The organism is Streptomyces sp. NPDC007084, from assembly GCF_040703595.1.
Classification (GTDB): domain Bacteria; phylum Actinomycetota; class Actinomycetes; order Streptomycetales; family Streptomycetaceae; genus Streptomyces.
The window spans coordinates 86270-105226 of the sequence record NZ_JBEYFY010000011.1 but is presented as its reverse complement, the minus strand read 5'-3'; the positions used below and the strand labels follow the sequence as shown (position 1 = coordinate 105226).

Here is an 18957-nt window from a genome sequence, read left to right as displayed (position 1 = left end):
AGCGCGCCGGGCGCGCGACACTGGACGCATGTGCCGCAGCATCAAGACCCTCCGCCCGCCGGCGATCCCCGAGGAAGCGACCGACGACGAGATCCGCGCCGCCGCCCTGCAGTACGTGCGCAAGGTCTCCGGGTTCCGCGCCCCGGCCGCCCACAACCAGGAGGCCTTCGACCGTGCCGTCGAGGCGGTCGCCGCCGCGACCACCGACCTCCTGGAAAGCCTGGAGGTACGGGGCGTGCCGGCCCGACGCGCCGGATAGCGCACGCGACGGCCGGGCGCCGGTGCGCCGTCCCGCCGTACGGGGAGACGGCCGGGCGCCGGTGGGCTGTTCCGCCGTGCGGGGAGACGGCCGGGCACCGGGGGCTGTTCTCGTACGGCGGGGCGGCCGGGCGCCGGTGGGCTGTTCCGCCGTACGGGGAGACGGCCGGGGGCCGGGGGCTCTTCCCGTACGGGGAGACGGTGAGGCGCCGGTGGGCGGGTCCCGTGCGCCGGGACGGTCAGGCGCCGGCGCGCTGTTCCCGTACGGCGGGACGGCGCACCAGATAGGCCGCGCCCGCCCCGGCGACGAACAGCGCCCCGAACGAGACGCCCGTCGCCAGCCAGGTGGCGCCCAGCCACTGGCCGCCGAAGTAGCCGAGGCCCACGCTGTACCCGGCCCAGGCGCAGCCGGCCAGCGCCGACCAGGGCAGGAACTCGCGGACGCGGCGGTGCGCCGCGCCCGCGCCGAGCGAGACGACCGAGCGGCCGGCCGGCGCGAAGCGCGCGACGACGACCAGCACACCGCGCGCCGGGCCACCGCGCGCCAGCACCTCGCCGAGACGTTCCTGCGCCTGGGTGAGGCGGCGCGAGCGGGCGATGGCGCGGTCCAGGCGTTCGCCGCCGCGCCAGGCGAGGCGGTAGGCCACCAGGTCGCCGAGGACCGAGGCGGTGGCCGCGCAGAGGGTCAGCACCAGCAGGTCGGGGACGGCGTGCGGAACGGCGCCGGTGGCGGTGCCCGCCGCGGCCGTGCCCGCCGCGGCCGTGGCCGCGGTGATCACCAGGACACCGCTGGGCAGGACCGGCAGGAACACATCAAGGACGACGGACACGGCGACCGCCGCGTAGATCCATGGGCTGCCCGTCAGCGACCCCACACTCTCCAGCACCGAAACTCCCCCGGAATCCCCCGTAGGCACGGACCATGCCGCGATGTCGCGGGGAGCGGCAGGGGCGGCCAGTAACAGCCATACAGCGTACGCCGAGGACGGGCCCGGAGATCCACGGGGGCCACATGTGTCGATCACAGCACGTTCACCTGTCCGCACGCTCCGCCCGCCGCCGGGGCGGACACGACGGCGCCCGCCCCTGGTGACCGGGGCGGACGCGTCGGGCGGACGGAAGGGCGAGCGGGCGGCCGGAAGGACAGGCGGGCGGGCCCGTCCGGCCCGGTGCGGTCCGGACCGGTCCGGACCGCACCGCACCGGACCGGTGCGTGGCCTCCGGTGTCCCGTGTCCGGTGCCGGGTGTCCGTGGGGTCAGGCGGTGACGGGCTCCGAGGCGCGCTGGTCCTCCACGGCCGCGGGCGTACGGGCGCCGAGCAGCCGGTCGAGGCCGAGCGCGCCGGAGCCGGTGAAGACCAGCAGGAGCATGGCCCAGCAGAACAGCGCGGACAGCTCGCCGCCGTTCTGGATCGGCCACAGCGCCGCCGACTGGTGCACGTCGAAGTAGGCGAACGCCATCGAGCCGGAGGCGATGAACGCGGCGGCGCGGGTGCCGAGGCCGAGCAGGACGAGGGCGCCGGCGACGAGCTGGATGACGGCCGCGTACCAGCCGGGCCAGGTGCCCGCCGTGAGGGTGCCGCCGTCGGTGCCCGCCGCGCCGCCGAGCACGCCGAAGAGCGAGGCGGCGCCGTGCGCGGCGAAGAGCAGGCCGACGACGATCCGGAACAGTGCTATGGCGTACGGCTGGGCGCTGTTGAGGCGTCCGGTCATGGGGGAACTCCTTCGGTCGGATCCGGCCGGGCGGGCCGGACCGTGGGGACGGAACCGAGTGAGCCACCAACGTTAGGTGAGCCTAATCTATGCTTGCAAGTTCAACATTCGGCCACGGGTGCGCCTCCGTTCGCGGTTCCGCTTCGGCCGTAGCCGCACGTAGCGCGGCCCGCGCCAGCGCGTCGGCGTCCGAGAGGGTGACCGAATCCACTCCGGGTCTCGCACCCGCCGTCGTCACCCAGTGCACCCCCTCCGTGGGCACCCCGAACGCGAACCTCCGCGCGTGCGCACGGCCCTGACGGTCGATCAGATGGTACGGCCGCTCGGTGACGTCCAGCCCGCCGGTCTCGTAGCCGTCGACCGTGTGCGGACGGCACCCGCCCGTCTTGAGCAGCCGCGCCAGGAGTTCGTCCCCGGTGCGCCGCACATCCGGTTCCGGTAGCCGCGCCTCCACGAGCGTCGTCGCGCGGACGGCGGAGCCGGGGACGTCGGGCGAACGCGCCACCCAGGCCCCGTCCTCGGCCCGTACGTCGAGCCGTGGGCCGATCACCTCCACCACCCCCGCCTCGATCAGCGCGGCCAGCTCCTCGATCCGGCCGCGCGGCGGGCCGATGGACAGGAACGCGTTCAACGGCGTGTACCAGCCGTCCAGATGGGAGCGGCGCGACTCCCCGGACAGACCGCCGTGGTCCACGATCCGGCGCAGCTCGTTGCGCAGGTCCCGCAGCACGTCGAGGGCCGCCTTCAGCGGACCGGCCACATTGCCGAGCGCCGCCTGCGCCGCGTCCTCGCGCAGATGGCCGAGCAGCCACTCCCGCCAGTCCGCCGGACCCGTGAACTCCCGCCCGCCGTACGGCCGGGAGGCCCGCTCCCAGGACCAGCGATCCGCCTCTGCGACCCCGAACTCGCCCAGTACGCGCGCCTCTTGGGCCGTGCCGTGCGGGGTGGCCAGGAAGCGCGCCCGGAAGGCCTCGGCGCGGCCGGAGGCCGCCAACAGCCGCTCGTAGTAGACCGTTTCGACCTCCTTGGCGACCAACGGCCATATCTCCCGCAGGAAGTCCGGCGCGTCACCGGAGTCCGCGCGCTTGCGGAAACGGCCGATCACGTCGTCGGTCAGCACGAGCGGGAGGTGCCGGCCGTAGGGGCCCTTCGCGTTGTCGCCGCGCGCCTGGTACGGGATACCGCGCCGCGAACCGGCGTACAGGCGCGGCTCGTTGCCCGACGGCACATAGCGCAGCCCGCCGTCCGCCCGGACGAACCGGCCGCCGCGGCCCTGCGTCAACAGGGCCATGTGATCGAAGAAGTTGAGCCCGAGACCGCGCAACAGGACCGGCTCGCCCGGCGCGATACCGGCGAGGCCGACGTCGGCGGGGTTGGCCGGCGGGATGTGGCGCAAGCCGTACCGCGCCGCGTCCGCGGCGAGCCCCTGCTGCGCCGCGTCGGGAAGCACCGGCAGATGCCCCTGGGCCAGCACCACGGCGGCGAGGCCGGTCAGCGTACGGCCGTCGGACAGGGCCAGCGTCTGACGGCCGCCGGGCCCGTCGGTGAGCCGCAGCGCCCGGGCCGCGTGCACCTCGACCCGCACCTCGGGCGGCGCCCCGCGCACCACCTCGGCGAACACCCACTCCAGATAGCGGCCGTACTGGGCGCGCGTCGGATACGCGTCCGGGCCCAGCTCACCGCCCGCCCACGCGTGCAGACTCGGCCCCGGACGGACGGGCCCCGAACAGTCCACGCTCTCGTCGGTGAACAGCGTCACCTGCGAGGCCACGGTGTTCATCAGCAGACACGGCGATTGCCCGGTACGCCACACCCGGCCGGGGCCCGGCGGATACGGGTCGACGACATGGACCGTCAGTCGCGCGCCCGGCGCGAGCAGCTCTGGCGCGGACGCGCAGAGGCGCTCCAGGACGCTCGTGCCGCGCGGACCCGCGCCGACGACGGCCACGGAGACCCGCGACGACCGGACGGGCACGGAGACCCGCGAAGACCGGACGGGCGCCGGGCATCGCGGTGTGACGGGGGCGACGGGTGCGGCGGAGCGGTGGGGGGAGGGCTCTGCGGACAAGGGTGTGACTCCCGGGCGTGGGGGCGCAGGACGGCGGACCAGGACGGCGGACCAGGACGGCGGACCGCCCACGGGAAGCGGACGGTCCGCCTCATCATGCCGCCGGGCGCTGTGCGCGCCGACCCCGGAGCGAAGGATCGGCACCCGGTGTGGGATGCGTCACGATCATCGGGGACAAACAGCCCAACAACCAGGTGAAAAGGCCCTATTGCGGGGCGAGTACGGACTCCCGCACCGTCCGCAGCCGCGCGCCCCCGCCCGCCTTCCCGCCGCGCCCCGCCACCGCCTGTTCCAGACGCAGCGACGCCGAACGCCCCCGCAGGGTCAGCGTCATGAGCTGGTTGCCGAACCAGGGGCCGCCCGTACGGCTCCAGTCGACCGACCCCGGCGCGCACCGGCCGTGCCGGGCCAGCGCGTCGCCGAGCCGCCGGGCGAGCCGGCTCCAGCCGAACCGGAAGCCGAGGCGTATCTGCGCCGGCACGGAGTTGTGGACGGGCGAGCAGGTCAGCTGGAGCACCCGGGAGGCCGGCTGCCGGGCGGAATCGGCCCAGACCGGCTCGGCCACATAGGCGTGGTGCACGTCCCCCGACAGCACGCACACGGTCGCCGGCGCGTGCTCCCCGGACCCGGCGTCCGCCACCAGATCCGCCAGCTCCTCGAACGACTCGGGGAACGCGGCCCAGTGCTCCAGGTCCGCCGCGCGCCGCAGCTTCTCGCCGAACCGCGCCCAGCGCGGCCCCCGTTCCCCGCGGCACAGCGCGGCGTCCCACGCCTCCGCCTGGTGGATCAGCGGCGGCAGCAGCCAGGGCAGCGAGGTGCCGATCAGCAGATGGTCGCGGGTGTCCGGCGCGTCCAGGGCCTGTTCGCGCAGCCAGGCCGACTCCCCGGCGTCGAGCATCGCCCGGTCCTGTTCGGCCAGCACCCGGGCCGCGCGGCTGTCGACCATCAGGACCCGGGTCCGGCCGAAGTCGCGGCGGTAGCTCCAGCGGACCGAGGCCGGATCGGCGTCGGCCTGCGCCGCGAAGCCCCGCAGCACGTCCGTACCGTCGGGCGTCTCGCACACCGCCGCGTACAGCAGGTCGCGGGAGAGTTCGCCGGGGGAGAGGTTCCCGAGGTGCTGGTGCACCCAGTACGACATCAGCCCGCTCAGGATCCGCTCGCGCCACCACGGGGTCGCGCGCATGTCCTTCACCCAGGCCTCGCTGGTGTTCCAGTCGTCGATGACGTCGTGGTCGTCGAAGATCATGCAACTGGGCACCGTGGACAGCAGCCAGCGGATCTCGGGATCGAGCCAGGACTCGTAGTAGAGCCGGGTGTACTCCTCGTAGTCCGCGACCTGGTCGCCGGGCGGCTCGGCCGGGTCGCGGCGGGCGGCCATCCACGCGCGGGTCGCGTCCGAGACCTCGTCCGCGTACACCTGGTCGCCCAACAGCAGCAGTACGTCCGGGCGTTCGCCCTCCGGGTCGGCGGCGACGCGGCCCGCGAGGATGTCCAGCGCGTCGGGCCCCGCCGGGTCCTTCTCGTCCGCCGGCGGCGCCGCCCAGCGGCAGGAGCCGAAGGTGACGCGCACGGGGGTGTCGTCCCCCGCGAGGCTCCGCACCACCGGGGGCGGGAATTCCGACTCCGGCAGCGGCCACACGCCCTCGCCGTCGAGCAGCACCTCGTACGCGGTCGCCGTCCCCGGTGTCAGACCGCTCACCGGCACCAACGCGTAGTGGTGGCCGGCGACTTGGAACGTACGGGCCGATCCCGACGTCCCGTCCGCGCAGCGCACCTCGGCGGTGCACGGCCGGCTCGCCTCGACCCAGAAGGTCGCCGACGAGCCGTCGACATACCGCAGCAGCGGTCCCAGGCGCAGCTCGGCCATGTGATCACCCTCCTCCGTCGCCCCGTACGGTACGGAACGACGGAGGAGGTGGCGAGGGGGCCGGACGCCGGGGGAGTGCTGTGGGGGGAGCGGCGCCCGGCGTCCTCGGGAGCGGCGCCCGGACTCCTCGGGGGAGCCGGCTGTCGCTCACGGCCGCGTCGGGCCGGGGCTCAGCAGCCGTTCAGGACCGAGCTGAGCTTGGACTTCTCGGCGGAGTCGACCTTGAGGTTGTAGTAGTACTTCACCTGCACCCAGGCGCGGACGTACGTGCAGGCGTACGAGCTGAGCGGGGGCATCCACTCGGCCGGGTCCTTGTCGCCCTTCGCCTGGTTCACGTTGTCCGTGACGGCCAGGAGCTGCGGGCGGGTGACGTCGTTGGCGAAGGCCTGGCGCTGCGCGGTGGTCCAGGCGCTCGCGCCGGAGTCCCAGGCCTCGGCGAGCGGCACGAGGTGGTCGATGTCCAGGTCGGAGGCGGCGGTCCAGTTGGCGCCGTCGTAGACGGAGTGCCAGGACCCGCTGGTGGCCGTGCAGGCCGAGTTGGTGACGACGTTCGTACCGTCGCGCTTGAGGATGTACTCACGAGTGTTGCAGGTGCCGCTGATGGTGATCCAGGTGGGGAACAGGTCCCGGTTGTATCCGCTGCGGTTCTCCGTCGCGACGGTGAGGGACGCGAGGTAGGTCCGCGCGGTGGCCGCGCTGACCGGGGTGGGGAGGGCGGCGGACGCGGTCGGGCCGTTGAAGACACCGGCCATGGCTATCAGTCCGGTGACGGCCGCGAGTATGCTCAGCCGTCGACGCGCGTAGACCTTGGGCATGTGAACTCCCTTGGGGCGTGGGGGTGTTGGGGTGCGGGCGAAGGAATGCTCGCGGGGGTGTGTTGCCGTGGGGTGTGGGGGCGGTTAGAAGTTAGTGACGTGTGCATGACATGACAAGGGGTGGGGGTTTCCGGGTTTTCCGGGGGCCGGGACTTTCGGCCCTTCGGGGGGCGGGCGGGCGTCGCGTACTATGGACGGCGCAGAAGGGGAGTAGCTCTTCGCCGGACCGTCGACATACTGCTCAGCTCGTCTGAGCCGGCGCCCGGAGGCAGACCTCGTTCCACGGGGCCGGCCAGCGAGACCTTCGGCAAGCAGTGCACATGCCCGTGCCGGGCCGCCTTCGGGCCTCCGGCGGGGGTGCTTCCGCCCGTACCTGTCGGTGCGGGTACCGCTGTGCGCTGCCGTGCCGAGGTGTCGCGCAGTGACCACACGCGCAGTCGCAACACTCTCGGTGGGGCAGCCCGACCGATTGAGGAATTTTGATCAGCTTCAGCGTGATGGCGCTCGTCTTCGGTGTCGTCTTCCTTGCCGAGCTGCCGGACAAGACCGCCCTCGCCGGCCTCGTCCTCGGCACGCGCTACCGCGCCTCCTACGTCTTCGTCGGTGTCGCCGCCGCGTTCGCCGTCCATGTCGCCCTCGCCGTCGCGGCGGGCAGTGTGCTGACCCTGTTGCCGCAGCAGATCGTGCACGCGGTGACCGGTGTGCTCTTCCTTGGCGGGGCGGCCGTGCTCCTGATGAAGAAGGACGAGGACGAGGGGGAGGTCCGCCGGCCGGAGAACCAGAGCTTCTGGAAGGTCTCCGGGGCGGGCTTCATGCTCATTCTTGTCGCCGAGTTCGGCGACCTCACCCAGATCATGACCGCGAACCTCGCCGCCCGTTACGACGACCCCCTGTCGGTGGGGCTCGGTGCGGTGCTGGCGCTGTGGGCGGTCGCGGGGCTCGGCATCGTGGGCGGCAAGGCGCTGATGAAGCGGGTGCCGTTGTCGTTGATCACCAAGGTGGCGGCGCTGTTGATGGTGGGGCTGGGGGTCTGGAGCCTGTACGAGGCTGTGGCGGGCTGAGGGTTCGCTGCGGGGCGCTGGCGCTGGCGGTTGCGGCTCCGGTCCGGTGGGGGGCCGGGTCCGCGCCGGTACATCCGGCCGTCGCCGCTGAACTGGCAGCGCTGAACGCCGCCGCCGAACTCGACTGGTCCCGGGCCTGCGTGGACGGCTCCCGCATCCGGGCGAAAAGGAGGTGCCGACACCGGTCCGTCGCCGGTCGGCCTGACCTTCGGCACCTTCAGCTATCTCAGCGGGGCGCAGATCACGTGCCCATCCGTGTACAACTTCGGGTTGTACGCGAGCATGGTGCCGTTCCCGGTCTCGGGCGGAGGCAAGCGTGCTCTGGAAGAGGGGGACTTTACCTCCTTCCAAGGGCAATAAACTTGCCGTCCTGGAAAACCGTCACGGTGGATATGGTTCACGTGATTGAGAGGCATACAGCGGACGGAAAGATTTACTTGAAGGGTTGGAGATCGAGATGTGGTTGGACAGGGAAACAAAGGTCATCGAGACCGCTTACCCCGTCTGGCGCTAGCTGTGGGGTTCGCTCTCCGCTGCGATGCGGATTCCCTGGAGATTTCCAATTCGGGAACCATCTGGGGCGGTGTGTGGATCGAGGCCGGTGGTGAGGCATTTCCTCAGGTCGGCTGGAACGACATGTCCGTTGCTTTCGCTGTCGAGCTGGGGATTGCACTCATGGGTGCCGGGGGGAGTGACTCCTCGTCAATGCGTGTACGTTTCTATGACGGCCCCTTCTGGGTGATGGTCGGCGGATCGGGCACCGGACAGCTCGTCCTGACGCTTGGGGGACCCCATGAGAAGAAGGTGGTAACGCTTCCCGCGGTCGAGGCCTTCGAAAGCTTCATCTCGACAGCTTCGGGACTGCTCGATGCATGTCACGCTCGAGGGTGGGGCGGCAATCGGGACGTTGTCCGCCTTGAAGGCGTTGTGGCGTCAGTCGATCGGTAGCTGCCGAAAGGATTGTAAGGGTGCCCTTAACTGACCATTTCAGAATGAACTTCAGCGTCGGCACCCTGTCGAGTTACACGCCGTCGTCGAGGGCGTACAGGTCGCGGCTGCGCGGCAGGCCTTCAACCAGGTCCAGGATCGCTTCGTGGAGTAGGCCGTTGGTGGCCAGCACCGTCATGTCGCCCTCCAGTACGGGCCCGCCGCCTAGGTCCGTCACCCGGCCGCCAGCCTCCGAAACGATGATGGGCATGGGTGCCACGTCCTCGTAACCCATGGGTGGGCCGGCGATCACGACGGCGTCCGCGCGGCCGGTGACGAGGTCAACGATGCAGCCCATCGACGCCATCAGGAACACCTGACGGTGGAGAGCGGTGAGGAGTTCCTCCGGCCAGCCGGCCGGGTTGAGTGCCTGAGTCCTCGCTCCGCCCACGCTGGTCCGCTCGGTGACTCGGGCGCGGTGGCCCGACTTCAGGTCCGGGCTCTCCCCGGTCAGCACCCAACAGCCCAGGCCCCGCCCGGCCACGACCATCTGTCGGCTCATAGGCATGTTGATCACCCCGACAGCGGGACCGTACTCGTCCTCGTAGGCGATGTCGTTCGAGAACAGCGGCCACCGGCGAGTGAACGATGTGGTGCCGTTGATGGGGTCGATGATCCATCGTCTCCCTGACACCCCGGCGGTCGAGCCCCTCTCCTCGCCGTAGATGGCGTCCTCGGGCATACGGCGGGCCAGCTCGTCTCGGACCAGCTCTTCGACTGCGAGGTCGATCTCGGTTACCTCGCTGCCGTCTTCCTTGCGGCGACTTCCCCACTCTCCGAAGAAGCCCTGGGCGGACACCTGGCCAGCCCGCGTGGCCAAGCCGACAGCGAAGTCGAGAAGCTCTCGGTCAGCGGGCGGAGCGTCGAATGTGTGATCCATCCGGTGAGCCTGTCACGGCTCCCGGCACCAAGGTGCATTCTTCCTCAACCGACCAGTTCAGGGCGACGTTCGGAGTCGGCGTAGGCAGATGATGCTGCAGGCGAGTTGGAGTAGACCGAGGTGGAGATCGGCGCGTACTTCGTAGCGGATCCGTAGGCGTTTGAACTGGTGGAGCCATGCGAAGGTCCGCTCGACCACCCACCGGGTCTTCCCCAAGCCGGAGCCGTGGGCAGTGCCTTTGCGGGCTACTTTGGGTGTGATGCCCCGGGCCCTGATCAGGCGGCGGTACTTGGCGTAGTCGTAACCACGGTCGCCGAACAGGCGCTTGGGCCGGTGGCGGGGTCGCCCGCGAGCACCGCGGATGTGCGGTATCGCGTCCAGCAGCGGAATCAACTGGGTGACGTCGTGACGGTTCCCGCCCGTCAGGGACACGGACAGAGGTGTTCCGTGCCGGTCGGTGATCAGATGGTGCTTGCTGCCCGGACGAGCGCGGTCGACTGGCGAAGGCCCGGTGTGAGCCCCCCTTTGAGAGCCCGGACGTGGGAGCCGTCGACCGCCGCATCGTCCATGTCCAGTAGTCCGGTTTTGCGCAGGTCCGCCAAGAGGACCTCGTGCAGGCGCGGCCAGACTCCTGCCTCGGTCCAGTCCCGAAGCCGCCGCCAGGCCGTCACGCCGCTGCAGCCGATCCGCTCAGCTGGCACGTCGGCCCAGCTCACCCCTTTGCGCAGCACGTAGACGATCCCGCGCAAGGCAGCCCGGTCCTCCACCGGCAACCGCCCCGGATACCGACGACGACGCGGCGGGCGAGGAGGAAGCAACGGCGCTACGCGGTCCCAGAGGTCATCGGGCACAAGATCATTCGCCATTGTGGAAGTCTGCCCCAGCCCACGCCACAACAAGTCCCCCACCAACTCATTCTGAAATGCTCAGTAAGTGACGGCCATCTAACGTACCGGTACGGCCCCTTCCGCCGGATGCCGGCTGCGGACCGTGCGTGGCTCGCGATATTTCAGCCCCTCCGGCGCTCGCGAAAATTCCAGCCCCTCCGTCGTTTGAGGAGCGGGGTCTGAGGTGGAGCCCCAGGGGTGGGACGGGCAGGGGTGGAGGGGGTGGGGAACGTCTTTGAGCCCCTGCTCTCGGCGACGGTTCGAGCCCCGGCCCGGGGTTTCGGGTGGGTGTACCGGGGGTGTCTCCGTGGGGGAGCGGGGGTTGACCCTGCGGGGCCGATGGCATAGGGGCTGGTCAGGGGCGGTGGCGCCGTCGCCGCTCGTTTTGTATCGTGAAGGAACAAAGTGGCCCCCGCCCGCACCTCCCTGACCGGTGGGCGGGGCCGCCTTGTTTCCGGGGGGACTCTTGAACCCCCTACCCGCACCCTGGAGCATGCCGATGACGACGGCCACGACCGTTCTGACCGCCCGCGCCCTCCTGCTCGACATGGACGGCACCCTCGTCAACTCGGACGCCGTCGTCGAGCGCTGCTGGCGCCGCTGGGCCGACCGGCACGGGCTGGACGGGGACGAGGTCATGAAGGTCGTCCACGGGCGGCAGGGCTACGCCTCGATGGCGGTGCTGCTGCCCGACCGGCCCATGGAGCAGAACCACGCGGACAACGCGCGCATGCTGGCCGAGGAGACCGCCGACATGGACGGCGTCGTCGAGGTCCCGGGTGCCACCGAGTTTCTTGCCTCGCTCGCCGGGGTTCCGCACGCCCTTGTCACCTCCGCGGACGTGGGTCTCTCCACCGCGCGGATGGCCGCTGCCGGGCTGAAGCTTCCCGATGTGCGGGTCACCGCCGAGTCGGTCGGGGCCAGCAAGCCGCATCCCGAGGGGTTCCTCAAGGGGGCGGCCGAGTTGGGGGTCGCGCCTGAGGACTGTGTCGTCTTCGAGGACTCCGGGGCGGGGATTTCCGCCGGGCGGGCTGCGGGTATGCGGGTGGTCGGGGTTGGACCCCGGGCCGGGGTCCATGGGCCGGACGTGCTTGTCCGTGATCTCACTCAGGTGCGGGTCGAGGTCGTCGGGGACGGGACTGTTCGGCTGCACATCGGCTGAGCGGGGGAGAGGGGAAGGAGAGGGCTGGGGTGAGGTTTTTCGCTCCCCCTCCGCCCCTGCCCGTCCCACCCCTGGGGCTCCGCCCCCAGACCCCCGCTCCTCAAACGCCGGAGGGGCTGACATCTCTGCCCGCACCCGGCACGGTCCCGTCCCGCCCACCAGCCTGCGTCAGGGCTGTGACGTCTCCGACTCCAGGCTCGCCCGGGTCGCCGGGCCGTATACGCCCGCCGGGTCCGACGTGATGCCCCGGGCCCACTGGTACCAGCGCACCGCGTCTTCGAGGTGGCGGTCGAAGTAGCCGTCCGCGTCGCCCATGTACATCCTCAACTGGCGCATGCGCAGCTGGAGTTCGGTCACCTCGGCGCTGTTGTCGCCGCGCCGCAGGGTGGGGCCGGGGGCCAGGCCCGGCTGGGCTCCCGTGGTCTGCGGCGACTCCGTCGCGGTGGCCGTCGCGGTCGCGGGCGGCGGGGTGGGGGACGAGGGCGCCGACTCCGACGCGGACGCCGACGCGCCGGCGGACTCCGGCGCCGAGGGCGAGGGGCTCGCGCTCGGCGACGACGCCGGGGCCTCGGACGCCGACGCCGTGGGTGACGTACTCGCCGAGGGGGCCACCGACCGCGCCTTCGGCGACACGTCCGGCACACTCGCCCGTACGTCCTCCGGCAGCGCGCTGTCCCGCGCCGGGGTGTCGTACGAGAGCAGGCCGCCCGCGAACCCCGCCGCGGCCGCCACCGTCACCACGACTCCGGCCGCCGCCAGAATCCCGTTGCGCCGCCTGCGCCCCGGCCGGGGCGCCGCGGCCGTGACCCCCGGCCCGGCGTCCGAGGCGCTCTCCTGGAACAGGCGGACGTCGGCGGCGCGCGGCTCCGAGGGCAGTGCCGTCAGCCGCATCGTCTCGTCGGCCGGAGGGCCCGCAGGGACCGAGGGGGCCGAGGGTCCCGAGGGCGCCGAGGGGGACGAAAGGGCCGACGAAGTCGGCGGTACCGCGTCCGCCGGTATCGCCGCGAGCCGCATCGTGGCCGGCGAGGAAAAGCCGGGGTCCCCGGCCTCCCCGGAGACTCCGGCCTCCCCGGGGACCCCGGACTCCCCGCTCAGCTCGACGTACGGCCGTATCCGCAGCGGATCGAAGTCCTCCGCCGCCGCGGCCTGTGCTGTGCGGGCCTCGCGGAGGGCGTCGGAGGCGTGGCGGGTGCACGTGCAGGACGGGGTGCCGTCCGGCGCGCGGCGGGCGGCGCAGCGGGGGCAGACATGCCCGGTCTGTTCAGTCACGAGTGGGTCCCTCCCCCTGAGAACTCCAGAGATTATCCGGACGTCCTTCACACCACCTTCAACGAGCCCCCCGAAATCCCGGATTCCGGATGCCTCGACAGGCCATAACCGGACACACCGATCAGGATGGAGGGTGATCGAGACCCTCGGGCGCGCAGGGAGGCCGTATGACCGGGGACGCGCACGGTTCGCGGACGCCCGACGACCGCAGCACGAACAGCACGAGCGGCACAAGCAGCACAAGCAGCACGGGCGGCACGGGCGGCCTGAGCGGCCCGCACGGGTCGACGGAGATGAGCGAGCCGATAGAGATGAGCGAGACCGCCGTACGGCGGCGGACCGCCGCGGCCACCGACGCCCACGACACCGTGCACGGCAGCGTCTTCGTCTCGATCGGCGCCCTGCTCCTCGGCATGCTGCTCGCCGCGCTGGACCAGACGATCGTGTCGACCGCGCTGCCGACCATCGTCAGCGACCTCGGCGGCCTGGAGCACCTGTCCTGGGTGGTCACCGCCTACCTGCTCGCGTCGACGGCGGCGACCCCGCTGTGGGGCAAGCTGGGCGACCAGTACGGCCGCAAACGGCTGTTCCAGACGGCGATCGTGATCTTCCTGATCGGCTCCGCGCTGTGCGGCATGGCGCAGAACATGGGTGAGCTGATCGCGTTCCGGGCGTTGCAGGGGCTCGGCGGCGGCGGCCTGATGGTGCTGTCGATGGCGATCGTCGGCGACCTCGTACCGCCGCGTGAACGGGGCAAGTACCAGGGCCTGTTCGGCGCCGTCTTCGGCGCGACCAGCGTGCTCGGACCGCTGCTCGGCGGGCTGTTCACGGAGCATCTGAGCTGGCGCTGGGTGTTCTACGTCAACCTGCCCGTCGGCGTCGTCGCGCTCGGGGTGATCGCGGCGGTGCTGCACGTCCCGAAGAAGTCGGCCCGCCATGTCATCGACTACCTCGGTACGTTCCTGATCGCGGCGGTCGCCACCTGTCTGGTCCTGGTGGCCTCGCTGGGCGGCACCACCTGGGACTGGGGCTCGCCGCAGATCATCGCTCTCGCGGTGCTCGGCGTGGTCCTCGGCTTCGCGTTCGTCGCGGTGGAGCGGCGCGCGGCCGAACCGGTGCTGCCGCTGAAGCTGTTCCGCGTCCACACCTTCACGCTGTCCGCGATCATCAGCTTCATCGTCGGGTTCGCGATGTTCGGCGCGATGACCTATCTGCCGACGTTCCTCCAGGTCGTGCAGGGCGTGACCCCGACGATGTCGGGTGTGCACATGCTGCCGATGGTCTTCGGGCTGCTGCTGTCGTCCACGGTCTCCGGGCAGATCGTCAGCCGGACCGGCCGCTGGAAGGTGTTCCCGGTCGCGGGCACCGGCGTCACCGCCCTCGGCCTGCTCCTGCTGCACCAGCTCGACGAGAACAGCGGCACCGGCGAGATGAGCGCGTACTTCTTCGTCTTCGGCCTGGGCCTCGGCCTGGTCATGCAGGTCCTGGTGCTGATCGTGCAGAACGCGGTGTCGTACGAGGATCTGGGCGTCGCCACCTCCGGCGCGACGTTCTTCCGGTCCATCGGCGCCTCCTTCGGCGTGGCGATCTTCGGCACGGTCTTCGCGAGCCGGCTGGGCGACAACCTGACCGAGGCGCTCGGCGGGCGGCAGTTGCCGGCGGGCATCACCACGGACTCGCTGAAGGCCGACCCGAAGGGGATCGGCTCGCTGCCCGCGGACCTGCGGCCACCCGTGCTGCACGCGTTCGCGACCTCGATCACCGACGTCTTCCTCTACGCCGCCCCGGTCGCCGTGCTCGGCTTCGTACTGGCCTGGTTCCTGCGCGAGGACAAACTGCGCGGCTCGGTCACCGCCCCCGACGTCACGGAGACGCTCGCCAGCAACCCGGTCGAGCGGTCCTCGTACGACGAGGTGTGCCGGGCGCTGTCCGTGCTCGGCACCCGGGAGGGGCGGCGCGAGATCTACGAGGAGATCACCGAGCGGGCGGGTTACGACCTGCTGCCGGCGGCGAGCTGGCTGCTGCTGCGGATCAAGAAGTACGGGTGGGCCGAGCCCGCCCTGCTCGCGGAGAGGAGCGCCGTGCCGCTGACCGTCGTGCTGGCCGCCGCCCGCCAGATCGAGGAGCGCCGGCTCGCCCGCCGCGACGGCATGGACCTGGTGCTGACCGACGCGGGGCGGGCCGCCGCCGGGAAGCTGTCGCTGGCCCGCGAGGAGTCGCTCGCCGCGCTCCTCGGCGACTGGTGGGGCCCGGATCGGCCGACCGACCTCGCGCGGCTGGTCGAGGAGCTGAACGAGGAGCTGTGCGGCTCCGACGCGGAACGCCCCCACGAGGAGGGCGCGCCGCAGATCCGGCGCCTGGGCGAGCCCGCCTGAGACGCGCCGCCTCGCCTCGCCTCGCGGACCCGGTCCGGGTCCGGTCCGGTTCGCCTTGCGGGTGTCCGGGTCTGGTCGCGCTTGCCTCGCGGGTGTCCGGGTCCGGCCCCGCTCGCCTCGCGGTGTCCGGCCCGGCCCGGTTCGCCTTGCGGGTGTCCCGCTCGGCCTGCCCCCTCACGGGCGTCGGGCCCGGCCCCGCCCACCACCGGGCGGGACTCGGCGCCGTCCACCCCGCCGACAGCCGACAGCCGACAGCCGGCAGCCGGCAGCCGGCAGCCGGCAGCCGGCAGCCGGCAGCCGGCAGCCGGCAGTCGACAGCCGGCCGACCGGTCGATTCCGGTCGATTCCGGGGTGTGCCGAGGGGCCGGGCGCGCCGCCGGGTGAGGGCCCCGGCCCTACGCGCCGTGACCGCCGCCGTTTGAGGAGCGACTTCCGGGCAACCCGGGTGTAGAACCGGCCCGTTGGGTCGAGAACCTCGGAAGGCATCCATGTCCACAGGCGTGATCATCGCTCTGATCGTGATCGTGGTGGCCGTTGCCGTCGTCGCGGCCGCCCTGACCCTCCTCAACCGACGGCCGCCCGGCGGCCGTACCCTCCGGCGGCGCTTCGGACCGGAGTACGACCGTGCCGTCGACCGGCACGACGGTGACACCAAGGCCGCCGAGGCCGACCTCACCGAACGGGTGAAGCTGCACGGCGGACTGCGCGAGCGTCCCCTCGACCCGGCGGACCGCGAGCGGTTCACGGCCGGCTGGACCGCCGCGCAGGAGCGCTTCGTCGACTCCCCGCGCGAGGCGGTGGCCGAGGCCGACCGGCTGCTCGGCGACCTGGCCGCGGCCCGCGGGTTCCCCGGCGTGGAGCAGTACGAGGAGCAGGTCTCCGCACTCTCCGTGCACCACGGACACCACGTCCACGGCTACCGCAAGGTGCACCGGGCCGCGCTGGCCCCGGCCGCCGCGGGCCAGGACGGCACCGGCGACACCGAGCAGATGCGCGAGGCGATGCTGGAGGCCCGCGCCCTGTTCGAGGACCTGATGAGCCCGGACCGCGAGGACAAGTCCTCCGGCCACGCGCGCGACCGCGACACGGACGGCGTGGACGGCAGGGACGACGTGAGCGAGTCGGCGGACGCACGTGACGACCGCGACGACCACTCCGTACGCACCCGTCGGTTCGGCATCACGAAGAAGGACGACCACCGGCACACCGCCGAGTCCGCCTAGCTCCGTCGGGAGCGCGACGAACACGACGAGCCGCGACGAGTACGACGAGCACGGCGAGTACGACGAGCACGTGAAGTGCCCCGGCGCGGCGGACGGTCGCGCACCGACAACCCGAGACTTCCAACCACGACACTCGCTCCCCCTGCCCGTGGCCTTCAACAGGCCTCAGGCGAAAGGGAGTTGAGGAAGGTGAACGCGATGAAGCCCACACAGGACCCTGAGCGCAACCCGTCCGGCGAGGCGGCCACGAAGGGCCGCGTCACCCCGGTGCCCCCCGAGCGTCCCGTGGACGACCGGGCGCAGTCGGCCGACAGCGCCGCCGGCGACGACGTGTCGCGCCGCGACGCCCTCAAGGGCCACCTGGACCCCACGTCCGACGACCTCACCACGGACGACCGTCCGAGGACCGGCGACACCGCCCGCACGGCGGGGACCACCGGCACGGCCGGCACGACCGGGACCGCTGGCACGACCGGCACGACCGGGACGACCGGGACCACCGGCACGGGCGACGGCATCACCGCCCGCACGTCCGGCACCACCGACACCCTGGCCCGCACGAACGGCACCGGCACGCCGGGCCGCGACAGCGCCGACATCCGTACCGGCGAGGACACGACCTCGTACGGCGACCGGACCGGCCGCACGGGCACGGCCCCGCCCATCACCCCGCGTGACACGGACCTCGACACCGACAACGCCCAGCCGGGTGCCGTGCAGCGCGACAGCGGCGACGGCAGCGGCACCGGGCGCGCGGACACCGCGAACCGTACGGACGGCAAGGACCGCGGCAAGCGGCACGGCACGGACCGCGCCGAGGACGCCACCGGGCACGGGGACCGGCTGCTGCCGGGCGACGAGTACGACAAGTTCTCGGAGCGCATGCGGCACGCGGTCGGCGGGTTCGTCGACGGGCCGGAGGCGTCCGTCGAGGAGGCCGACCACGTGCTCGAAGAGCTGGCGAGCCGGTTCACGGAAGCCGTGTCCCAGCGCCGGCGTTCGCTGCGCACCTCCTGGCAGGCGGAGGGCGAGGGCAAGACCTCGTCCACCGACACCGAGAAGCTGCGGCTCGCCCTCCAGGACTACCGCGAGATGACCGAACGGCTGCTGCACATCTGAGCCGCCCGGCGGATACCACAAGCGCCATCAGCGCGGGTGAGGCCGCGTCCCGGACCATGTTCCGGGACGCGGCCTCACGGCGTGCGCGCGACCGGTACGTGACCGCCGCGCCGTCCATGGCGTCGCCGCGCCTTCCATGGTGCCCACGCGACGGGACCCACCGACCCGGCTCACGACCGGTGCGGGCTTACGACGGGGCGCGTCCGAGGGCTGGAGGGTCTCAGGCGGCTCCGCCGCTCTCCCGCCGGTCCGCCTCGGGGCCCGCCTCCGGGTGCCCGGCGGCCCGCTCCTCGCGCGCCGCGCGCCACTCCTGGACCAGCTTCTCCACGTCGTAGGGCTTGAGGCCGAGGGGAGGACCCGGCGGCGGCTTGAACATGACCTCGCGGATCTTGGCGTTGACGTCCTCGATGATCCGCCGCACGGCCCGCTCGGAGGGGGCCACGGACGCGGCCACGAGGGCGTCCTCCGCCTCCTTGCGCAGGGCGAGTGTGGGCGGCAGGACCGACAGGCCCTCACGGGCCATCTTGCGCTTGATCCACCACAGTTCGTCGTACGCCGTGTCGGTGATCTCCGGCAACGGCTTGCCCGCGCCCGGGAGTTGGTCGAACTCGCCGCGCGACTTCGCCTCGCGGATCTGCCGGTCGACCCAGGACTCGAAGCTGACACCGGGTGGCTTGCGCTCCGTCATGGGTCCATTGTGCCGGAGGCCACACCAGGACGGGAACGGTCGAATTATCATGCGGCGGCGGCGTGGGAACCACGCTCCGCGTCAGGACGACGGGTCCAGCACCCTTCACGAAGGAGCGCGCGTGCTCGAACTCACCATGGCCACGATGTCCGGCGCGGACGCCGGCGCGACGGCCGGGATGCTGATGGCCGACGCGCCGAGCGACCCCGGGGCCATGCTGCGGGTGGGACGGGACCGGGCCGTGTGCCGGCTCTCGACCCCCGACGACTGGCTGTTCGTCTCCCGGGTCCACCTGGAGTTCCTGTGCGGGCCCGACGGCTCCTGGCAGGTCACCTGGCTGCGCGGCTCCCACCCGGAACCGTCCTCCGAGGTCCGGCTGACCCTGGCGGGACTGCCCCCGCAGGCGCTGCCGTACGGAGGCACGGCCAAGCTGCCCGCGGGCGGCTCCGGCGAACTCGTCATCCAGGACCGGACCGGCCCCCGCACGGTGAACGTGGGCTTCTACCACGAGCCGTAGGGCGAACCCCGGGCTGTCCGGCGCGGTCAGGCCCGTACACGCCCGGCGCCCTCAGGCCCGTACGCGCCC

At 72.2% G+C, this 18957-nt stretch carries 17 protein-coding genes; 8 read left to right on the top strand and 9 right to left on the bottom strand.

All coding sequences use genetic code 11. The annotated features are described in order from the left end of the window. Positions 1-28: 28 nt before the first annotated feature. A complete protein-coding gene (locus AB0912_RS12820) occupies positions 29-259 on the top strand; it encodes a DUF2277 domain-containing protein (RefSeq protein WP_366698705.1) in 231 nt (76 codons plus the stop codon). Positions 260-497: 238 nt separating this feature from the next. Here AB0912_RS12820 and AB0912_RS12815 read toward each other — a convergent pair whose 3' ends face one another. The 5 genes from AB0912_RS12815 to AB0912_RS12795 all read right to left on the bottom strand — a co-directional run bounded on the left by AB0912_RS12815 (position 498) and on the right by AB0912_RS12795 (position 6720). Beyond that, the gene (locus AB0912_RS12815; protein ID WP_366698703.1) at positions 498-1145 is read right to left on the bottom strand and encodes a VTT domain-containing protein; all 648 of its coding nucleotides are present in this window, start codon (positions 1143-1145) and stop codon (positions 498-500) included. A 369-nt stretch (positions 1146-1514) separates the two neighbouring features. Continuing rightward, positions 1515-1970 carry a DoxX family protein gene (locus AB0912_RS12810; protein ID WP_366698701.1) on the bottom strand — a complete coding sequence of 152 codons (456 nt, stop codon included), beginning with the start codon at positions 1968-1970 and terminating at the stop codon, positions 1515-1517. Positions 1971-2052: 82 nt separating this feature from the next. After that, on the bottom strand, positions 2053-3945 hold the full coding sequence (locus AB0912_RS12805; protein ID WP_366698699.1) for an FAD/NAD(P)-binding protein: 1893 nt from the start codon (positions 3943-3945) through the stop codon (positions 2053-2055). Positions 3946-4243: 298 nt separating this feature from the next. Further along, positions 4244-5905, bottom strand: coding sequence for an alkaline phosphatase D family protein (locus AB0912_RS12800; RefSeq protein WP_366698697.1), 1662 nt, complete (start codon positions 5903-5905; stop codon positions 4244-4246). 170 nt (positions 5906-6075) lie between these two features. Continuing rightward, on the bottom strand, positions 6076-6720 hold the full coding sequence (locus AB0912_RS12795; RefSeq protein ID WP_366698695.1) for an HNH endonuclease family protein: 645 nt from the start codon (positions 6718-6720) through the stop codon (positions 6076-6078). Between the two features lie 479 nt (positions 6721-7199). Here AB0912_RS12795 and AB0912_RS12790 point away from each other — a divergent pair, with 479 nt between their 5' ends. Together AB0912_RS12790 and AB0912_RS12785 are read left to right on the top strand one after the other, a co-directional pair. Beyond that, positions 7200-7781, top strand: coding sequence for a TMEM165/GDT1 family protein (locus tag AB0912_RS12790; protein ID WP_366698693.1), 582 nt, complete (start codon positions 7200-7202; stop codon positions 7779-7781). Positions 7782-8297: 516 nt separating this feature from the next. Then, positions 8298-8729, top strand: a complete 432-nt coding sequence (locus AB0912_RS12785) for a hypothetical protein (RefSeq protein WP_366698691.1) — start codon at positions 8298-8300, stop codon at positions 8727-8729. Between the two features lie 73 nt (positions 8730-8802). Here the strand turns inward: AB0912_RS12785 and AB0912_RS12780 are convergent, their stop codons facing one another. Together AB0912_RS12780 and AB0912_RS12775 are read right to left on the bottom strand one after the other, a co-directional pair. Next, a complete protein-coding gene (locus tag AB0912_RS12780) occupies positions 8803-9648 on the bottom strand; it encodes an inositol monophosphatase family protein (RefSeq protein WP_366698689.1) in 846 nt (281 codons plus the stop codon). 57 nt (positions 9649-9705) lie between these two features. Beyond that, positions 9706-10514 (bottom strand): IS5 family transposase gene (locus AB0912_RS12775; protein ID WP_366698687.1). Its coding sequence is split into 2 segments (ribosomal slippage): positions 9706-10175 and positions 10175-10514, totalling 810 coding nucleotides; the frame shifts between segments, so codons are not numbered across the junction. Between the two features lie 520 nt (positions 10515-11034). On the opposite strand from AB0912_RS12775, the gene AB0912_RS12770 reads away from it, so the two are divergent. Beyond that, a complete protein-coding gene (locus AB0912_RS12770; protein WP_366698685.1) occupies positions 11035-11697 on the top strand; it encodes an HAD family hydrolase in 663 nt (220 codons plus the stop codon). A 168-nt stretch (positions 11698-11865) separates the two neighbouring features. On the opposite strand, the gene AB0912_RS12765 is transcribed toward AB0912_RS12770, so the two are convergent. Next, a complete protein-coding gene (locus AB0912_RS12765; protein ID WP_366698683.1) occupies positions 11866-12966 on the bottom strand; it encodes a peptidoglycan-binding domain-containing protein in 1101 nt (366 codons plus the stop codon). Positions 12967-13277: 311 nt separating this feature from the next. Between AB0912_RS12765 and AB0912_RS12760 the strand changes: the two genes are divergently transcribed. The 3 genes from AB0912_RS12760 (at position 13278) to AB0912_RS12750 (ending at position 17683) form a co-directional block, all read left to right on the top strand. After that, positions 13278-15341, top strand: coding sequence for an MDR family MFS transporter (locus AB0912_RS12760; RefSeq protein WP_366698823.1), 2064 nt, complete (start codon positions 13278-13280; stop codon positions 15339-15341). Between the two features lie 488 nt (positions 15342-15829). Then, complete coding sequence (locus AB0912_RS12755; RefSeq protein ID WP_366698681.1) at positions 15830-16564, top strand: hypothetical protein; 735 nt, start codon at positions 15830-15832, stop codon at positions 16562-16564. Positions 16565-16762: 198 nt separating this feature from the next. After that, positions 16763-17683: a hypothetical protein gene (locus AB0912_RS12750; RefSeq protein ID WP_366698679.1), complete on the top strand. Its 921-nt coding sequence runs from the start codon at positions 16763-16765 to the stop codon at positions 17681-17683. A 220-nt stretch (positions 17684-17903) separates the two neighbouring features. Here AB0912_RS12750 and AB0912_RS12745 read toward each other — a convergent pair whose 3' ends face one another. Continuing rightward, positions 17904-18371, bottom strand: a complete 468-nt coding sequence (locus AB0912_RS12745; RefSeq protein WP_366698677.1) for a DUF1992 domain-containing protein — start codon at positions 18369-18371, stop codon at positions 17904-17906. A 121-nt stretch (positions 18372-18492) separates the two neighbouring features. Between AB0912_RS12745 and AB0912_RS12740 the strand changes: the two genes are divergently transcribed. After that, positions 18493-18888: a hypothetical protein gene (locus AB0912_RS12740; protein WP_366698675.1), complete on the top strand. Its 396-nt coding sequence runs from the start codon at positions 18493-18495 to the stop codon at positions 18886-18888. The last annotated feature ends 69 nt before the right edge of the window (positions 18889-18957 follow it).